Origin of the sequence: Lutibacter sp., from assembly GCF_041596795.1 — a bacterium.
Taxonomy (GTDB): Bacteria; Bacteroidota; Bacteroidia; order Flavobacteriales; family Flavobacteriaceae; genus Lutibacter.
Window position 1 is genome coordinate 1 of the sequence record NZ_JBFHHX010000160.1, and the last position, 6,728, is coordinate 6,728.

Consider the following 6,728-nt stretch of genomic DNA (forward strand, 5'->3'; position numbering starts at 1 on the left):
ATTTCGGTTCCAAAAGCTACTGTAAAAGTGTTGAATTCAAAATTAGCAGAAGAAGGACCTTTATTAATAACGCATTGGGGTTTAAGCGGTCCTGGAATTTTAAAGTTATCGGCTTGGGGAGCATTGGAATTGTTTGAAAAAGGGTACAATTTTGAAATTGAAGTAAATTGGTTGGCTAAAAAACAAGAATCGGTTTTGGAGATTTTGAAAAAGGAACGTCAACAACAATCTAAAAAACAAATTGTTTTACGCTCCGTTTTTGAAGAAATTTCAAAACGATTGTGGGAAAAATTTGTGCTAGCTGCTGAAATTTCTGCAGAAGCACAATGGGCACAATTAACCAATAAACAGCTAGAAGATTTATCGAAACAACTAACACAAAGTATTTTTAAAGTAACTGGTAAAAGCACTTTTAAAGATGAATTTGTAACTGCTGGAGGAGTAGATTTGAAAGAAATAAATTTTAAACGCTTTGAAAGTAAGTTACACGCTAATTTGTTTTTTGCTGGAGAAGTGTTGAATATTGATGCTTTAACTGGCGGATTTAATTTCCAAAATGCTTGGACTAGCGGTTGGATTGTTGCAAATTCAGTTGGGAATTAAAATTTGTTTGAACCGTCATTCTGAATTTAGTTCAGGTTATCATAATGTTTGATATTTTGTAGAATGAGATTCTGAATCAAGTTCAGAATGACGGATGATAGAATTACACAGCCAATTGCCCTCTATGTGGTTTTAGCGCATCTCTGTATGTTTTCATATCAATTTCATCAACTGTTATAAATGCTATGGTGTGCATTTCAGAAATTATGGTGAAATCTACTTCGTAAAAATGTAATTTTTCAATTGCAGCAAATTCTTTCAGGTGAATACAGTGGTGCTCTGCTATTTTTTGTGAAGTTGGCCCTTTAAAATCCCAAATAAGTTTTAGTTTTCTATTCAAAATACAATTATTTATTACTGATATAAATTAATAAATTTCCAGTTTCAAAAGAAATCTCAACAGTATTTTCACTTGCTTTATTTCGTGTTCCAATACGTTCTCCAAACATTAAATCTTCATTTTTTAATGCGTATTTAAGTCCTTTTGTTGAAATATTAGTTGCAGTTGGTAAAGGAATTAATGAAATAGTTCTGTTTTTAATATTGTTAATTTCGAAACTTTTTTCAATAAAAAAATACGTTCCAAAATCATCAAAAAAAGTAATTTTAAGGGTGTTTTTCCATTGAATAGCGGTGCTTATATTTCCTAAAAAATGGTCGTGCTCTTTGCCGCTTCCGCCGTAAACATCAATATGAAAATAGCCACGTTCTTTTAAAATAAGTAATGCTTTGTCAAAATCGGTATAATTTTGATCAGGCGTATTTACAACTTCAACCGTATTTGGAATTGTGTTAATAGAATCAAAATCACCCGTAACTAAATCGGGAAAAATATTATTTTTTTCAAAATGGTTGTAAGCACCATCAATGGCGCAAACAATATCATATTCAGATAAATTAGGAAAAACTGATGGCTCCGAGCCATTTAATAAAATAAAAGCCTTTTTAATTTTCATGAGAACAAAAATAACTAAAAAGGCAAGTATAGAGTTTAAAAAAAATATTTTTTAAGTTTATTAAATTTGATGTGCTAAAAATGGTAAATCTTGCTCCTTAAATCTAATATCTCATATCTAAAATAGTTATATTTGCTTAAAATTTTTGTTTTGACTGAAACCGACTTTATTTTATCAAATTTTGAAACATCAAAAGCTTCTAAAGGAAGTGTAACTTGGAAAACACCTAGCAACATTGCATTGGTTAAATATTGGGGAAAGCAAGAACCGCAGTTACCAGAAAATACTTCAATAAGTTTTACGTTAGATGCTTGTTTTACTCTAACAACGTTGGAGTTTATAAAGTTGGACACTGAGCGGAGTCGAAGTGCAGGTTCGCATAATGAGATGCTGAAACAAGTTCAGCATGACGTGAATTCATTTAATTTTGAAATCTACTTTGAAGGAGAAAAAATGAATGATTTTAAACCAAAAATTCAAAAATTCTTTGAACGAATAGAAAAATATGTTCCTTTTTTGAAGGAGTATGAATTTGTAATAAAATCTAGAAATTCATTTCCTCATAGTAGTGGAATTGCCTCTTCAGCGAGCGGAATGAGCGCTTTGGCATTGTGTGTAATGAGTTTGGAGAAAGAGTTAAATCCAAGTATTTCTGAAGAATATTTTAATAAAAAAGCATCGTTTTTAGCGCGTTTAGGATCGGGAAGTGCTTGCAGAAGTATTGAAGGAGAATTAATTGTTTGGGGAAAACATACTGAAGTTGAAGGGAGCTCTAATTTATTTGGTGTAAAATTTCCGTATAAAGTGCACGAAAATTTTAAAAATTATCATGATACCATTTTATTAGTTGATGAAGGTGAAAAACAGGTTTCAAGTACTGTTGGACATCAATTAATGTACAATCATCCGTATGCACAACAACGTTTTCAGCAAGCCAATAATAATATTTCAAAAATAAGTGAAGTGCTTCAAAATGGTAATTTAAAAAAGTTTGTTGAAATTGTGGAAAGTGAAGCGTTGAGCTTACACGCTATGATGATGACAAGTAACCCTTATTTTATTTTAATGAAACCAAATACCTTAAAAATAATTAATAAAATTTGGGAGTACAGAGCAGTAACAAAAAGTAACATTTGCTTTACGTTAGATGCCGGTGCAAACGTGCATGTATTGTTTCCAGAAGCCGAAAAAGAAACTGTTAATAATTTTATAATAAACGAGTTAATTCAATTTTGTCAGGAAAATCATTATATTTGCGACAGAATTGGACATGGGGCAAAACAATTGAAAATGGATAATTAGCAATTGATAATGAAAAAGGAAAATGTTGTTAAAACTAAAAGTTTTTTGTTTTCGATTCGTATTGTGAATTTATATAAATTCTTAACTCAAGAAAAAAAAGAATTTATTATTTCAAAGCAATTGTTGCGTTCTGGAACTAGTATTGGTGCCTTGGTTAGAGAATCTGAGCATGCAGAAAGTACGGCAGACTTTGTTCACAAACTTTCAGTTGCACTTAAAGAGGCAAATGAAAGTGAGTATTGGATTGATTTATTGAAAGAAACGGATTATTTAAGTGAAAGTGAATATTTAAGTGTTCAAGAAAATATAAAAGAACTTTTAAAGCTCTTAATTAGCATTATTAAAACAACAAAATTAAAATAATTGACAATTAACAATTGTCAATTTTCAATTTGAATAATTATGAAAGGACCGCTTTTTTACGCGAAAATTTTACTTTTTGGAGAATATGGAATTATAAAAGATTCCAAAGGGTTGGCAATTCCGTACAATACGTATCAGGGTGCTTTAAAAAAATCTGAAGAACTTACCGAGGCTTCTCAAAAATCAAATTTCAATCTACAAAGATTTTATAATTACTTAATTAACTTAGATAGTAAGGACTTAATTAATTTTAGATTTGATGAGTTTAAAACCGATATTGATGAAGGCATGTATTTTGATTCAAGTATTCCGCAAGGTTATGGAGTTGGAAGTTCAGGTGCTTTAGTTGCTTCTGTGTATGATAAATATGCCAACAATAAAATTACGGTTTTAGAAAACTTAACTCGCGATAAATTGTTAATATTAAAAGAAACATTTTCTTTAATGGAATCGTTTTTTCACGGAAAAAGTTCGGGTTTAGATCCTTTAAATTCCTATTTAAGTTTACCAATTTTAATCAATTCAAAAGATAATTTAGAGGCTACAGGAATTCCTTCTCAAAAGAAAGGAAGAGGTGCTGTATTTTTGTTAGATTCTGAAATTGTTGGTGAAACGGAACCGATGATTAACATTTTTATGAATAAAATGAAAAATGAAGGTTTCAGAAAAATGTTAAACGAAGATTTTGCAAAATATACCGATGCTTGTATTGATGATTTTTTACACGGAAATGTAAAATCTTTGTTTGGAAATGTAAAACAATTGTCAAAAGTTGCTTTTGATAATTTTAAACCAATGATTCCACAACCTTTTCATACTATTTGGCAACAAGGAATAGATTCTAATGATTATTATTTGAAATTGTGTGGCTCAGGTGGAGGTGGTTATATTTTAGGTTTCACTAAAAACTTCAAAAAGACACAAGAAATTTTAAAAGATTATAAGCTAGAATTAGTTTATAGATTTTAATTTTATACCTAAAAATAGAAATAAAGTTTAATAAAATTAAATTTTATGGATGACTCATGGATTTACTAGAAATTTCAAAAAATAATTCCAAAAAAAACGTACCGCTTTATATTAAAGTGTTGAGTTTATTTTCGGTGGTGCGTGGCTATAACATTTTGTTAATTGTTATTGCCCAATATTTGGCATCTTTATTTATTTTTTCTCCAGAGAAATCTTTAAGACATGTATTATTAGATTTAGACTTATATTTTATTGTATTGGCAACAATGTGTGTAATTGCCTCTGGTTATATTATTAATAATTTTTATGATTCTGGAGCTGATAAAATAAACAAACCCATAAAATCTAAAATAGACAGTATAGTTAGTCAAAAAATAAAATTAAGAATTTACTTTTTTTTAAATTTTTTAGGAGTTTGCTTTGGGTTTTTAGTTTCGTGGAGAGCTGCATTGTTTTTTTCGGTATACATTTTTCTAATTTGGTTTTATTCTCACAAATTAAAAAAGTATCCACTTACCGGACTATTTTCCGCAGCAATTTTAGCAATACTGCCATTTTTTGCCATTTTTGTGTACTATAAAAACTTTTCTGAAATAATATTTACACACGCAGCTTTTTTATTTTTCATTTTATTGATAAGAGAATTAATTAAAGATTTAGAAAAAATTAAAGGAGATTTTACTCAAAATTATCAAACCATTCCTGTTAAGTATGGAGAAAAATTCACTAAAATTTTAATTACTTTTTTATGTGTTTTAACATTAAACCCTATATATTTTCTACTTAAATATCCTGAAATTGGTGGTATGAAGTATTATTTTTACGGATCGGTAATAATATTAGGTTTTTTTATAATGCTATTGTGGTTGGTTAAAAATAAACGCAATTACATATTACTTCATTTATTAATTAAATTTTTAATTGTTGCAGGTGTATGTAGTTTAGCATTAATTGATTACTCTATAATTTTAGAAAGAATTTTATTAAAATAACTGTGTTTTTTTTGAAGAAGTAAAATAATTAAATCTACTTTTGCAAAAAATACAAAATAATGAATTCAAGTAAAAACTCGTCGGGAGGACGACACCAAGGGAAAAAAGGTCCTCAAAAATCTTCAACAAATAAATCAAACGGAACTAGAAAATATTCAGATAGTTCAAAATCTAAAACTTTCAGAAAATCTTCCGATTCAGATGATAATAGAGGTGCTCAAAATTTTTCTAAAAAGAAATTTGATTCAAAAAGAAAATTCACCGATAAATCTACAGATAAGCCTAAAGCATCAACTTCTAAAAGTAATGATAGTGATGGAATTCGCCTAAATAAATATATTGCAAATGCAGGAATTTGTTCCCGTAGAGAAGCAGATGTATATATTAGTGCTGGTAGTGCTATGGTTAATGGTAAGGTAGTAACAGAAATGGGTTACAAAGTTATGCCAACGGATGAGGTTAAATTTGATGGTTCTTTAATTAATCCAGAGAAAAAAAGATACGTACTTTTAAATAAGCCTAAAAACTTTATTACTACAATGGATGATGATAGAGGACGCAAAACTGTAATGGAATTAATTGCAAATGCATCAAAAGAACGTATTTATCCAGTTGGAAGGTTAGACAGAAATACTACCGGACTTTTATTGTTTACCAATGATGGTGAAATGGCTAAAAAATTAACACATCCAAAATCTGGAATTCAAAAGTTATACCACGCTTCATTAGATAAAAAGTTAACAATGGCAGATCTTCAAAAAATTGCCGAAGGATTTATGATGGAAGATAGAAAAGTTATTGTTGATGAAATTTCTTACATTTTAAATGAACCAAAAACTGAAATTGGAGTAAAAATTCATTCAGGAAGAAACAGAATAGTACGTAAAATATTTGAACATTTTAATTATAACGTAGTAAAGTTAGATAGAGTTTTATTTGCGGGGTTAACTAAAAAAGACTTGCCAAGAGGGCATTGGAGGCATTTAACCGAAATGGAGATAAATACACTTAAAATGTTATAAAACATCATTAATAAAAAAAAACATTTAGGCTAGTTAATTTTATTTTTCAATTAAAATATTTTTTTATATTTGACCAAAATAGGAAGGTGTTTATTTTAGTAAATATCTTCTTAAAGTCTAATTTATAAGCGTTTAGTTTTGAAGAGAATAATAGTAGATTATAAAAAGTTAACACCAGAAATTTTAAATTTATTGGTTGAAAAATTTCCTGATGGATATGGAATTAGAGATGTAATTCATTTTACTAACCCAAAAGGTCAATATGTAGAAGCTGTTGAAGTAAGAACAGAAGATACTATTTATTTGGTAAAAATAAGTGATGAATTAGTAGATTCTATGGATAGATATGAGGAAGATGAGGATGATGATATTGTAATTAGCGATGATTTAGATATTGACGTAAAAGATGTTGATATTAAAGCAAGTTTAGGCGTGGATGATGACGATTTAGATATTGACGACGACGATGATACTGATGATTATAAAGATAATGATGTTGCAGATGACGATGATTTAGATGA

9 protein-coding genes are annotated in these 6,728 nt (G+C 28.8%); 7 read left to right on the forward strand and 2 right to left on the reverse strand.

Annotation, left to right across the window (positions count from 1 at the left end):
- On the forward strand, positions 1 to 603 hold a 603-nt coding region (locus ABY298_RS13980; protein ID WP_372746679.1), incomplete at its 5' end, for an aminoacetone oxidase family FAD-binding enzyme.
- 103 nt (positions 604 to 706) lie between these two features.
- Here ABY298_RS13980 and ABY298_RS13985 read toward each other — a convergent pair.
- Together ABY298_RS13985 and ABY298_RS13990 are read right to left on the reverse strand one after the other, a co-directional pair.
- Positions 707 to 943, reverse strand: a complete 237-nt coding sequence (locus ABY298_RS13985; protein ID WP_372746680.1) for a hypothetical protein — start codon at positions 941 to 943, stop codon at positions 707 to 709.
- A gap of 7 nt (positions 944 to 950) precedes the next feature.
- Positions 951 to 1,559 (reverse strand): thiamine diphosphokinase, encoded by a 609-nt coding sequence (locus ABY298_RS13990; protein WP_372746681.1) that lies wholly within the window; start codon positions 1,557 to 1,559, stop codon positions 951 to 953.
- Positions 1,560 to 1,709: 150 nt separating this feature from the next.
- Here ABY298_RS13990 and ABY298_RS13995 point away from each other — a divergent pair, with 150 nt between their 5' ends.
- The 6 genes from ABY298_RS13995 to ABY298_RS14020 form a co-directional block, all read left to right on the forward strand.
- On the forward strand, positions 1,710 to 2,861 hold the full coding sequence (locus tag ABY298_RS13995; RefSeq protein ID WP_372746682.1) for a diphosphomevalonate/mevalonate 3,5-bisphosphate decarboxylase family protein: 1,152 nt from the start codon (positions 1,710 to 1,712) through the stop codon (positions 2,859 to 2,861).
- 9 nt (positions 2,862 to 2,870) lie between these two features.
- Positions 2,871 to 3,224 (forward strand): four helix bundle protein, encoded by a 354-nt coding sequence (locus tag ABY298_RS14000; RefSeq protein ID WP_372746683.1) that lies wholly within the window; start codon positions 2,871 to 2,873, stop codon positions 3,222 to 3,224.
- A 39-nt stretch (positions 3,225 to 3,263) separates the two neighbouring features.
- A complete protein-coding gene (locus tag ABY298_RS14005) occupies positions 3,264 to 4,193 on the forward strand; it encodes a mevalonate kinase (protein WP_372746684.1) in 930 nt (309 codons plus the stop codon).
- A 56-nt stretch (positions 4,194 to 4,249) separates the two neighbouring features.
- Complete coding sequence (locus tag ABY298_RS14010) at positions 4,250 to 5,185, forward strand: geranylgeranylglycerol-phosphate geranylgeranyltransferase (RefSeq protein ID WP_372746685.1); 936 nt, start codon at positions 4,250 to 4,252, stop codon at positions 5,183 to 5,185.
- A 59-nt stretch (positions 5,186 to 5,244) separates the two neighbouring features.
- Positions 5,245 to 6,207, forward strand: coding sequence for a pseudouridine synthase (locus ABY298_RS14015; protein ID WP_372746686.1), 963 nt, complete (start codon positions 5,245 to 5,247; stop codon positions 6,205 to 6,207).
- 138 nt (positions 6,208 to 6,345) lie between these two features.
- Positions 6,346 to 6,728 (forward strand): DNA primase (locus ABY298_RS14020; protein WP_372746687.1); only part of this gene is annotated, 383 nt, incomplete at its 3' end.

Excerpts from the sequence above, each read along its gene's own strand:
- ABY298_RS14005 (WP_372746684.1), top strand. The coding sequence starts at position 3,264 with ATGAAAGGACCGCTTTTTTACGCGAAAATTTTACTTTTTGGAGAATAT.
- ABY298_RS14000 (WP_372746683.1), top strand. The coding sequence starts at position 2,871 with ATGAAAAAGGAAAATGTTGTTAAAACTAAAAGTTTTTTGTTTTCGATT.
- ABY298_RS13990 (WP_372746681.1), bottom strand. The coding sequence starts at position 1,559 with ATGAAAATTAAAAAGGCTTTTATTTTATTAAATGGCTCGGAGCCATCA.
- ABY298_RS14015 (WP_372746686.1), top strand. The coding sequence starts at position 5,245 with ATGAATTCAAGTAAAAACTCGTCGGGAGGACGACACCAAGGGAAAAAA.
- ABY298_RS14010 (WP_372746685.1), top strand. The coding sequence starts at position 4,250 with ATGGATTTACTAGAAATTTCAAAAAATAATTCCAAAAAAAACGTACCG.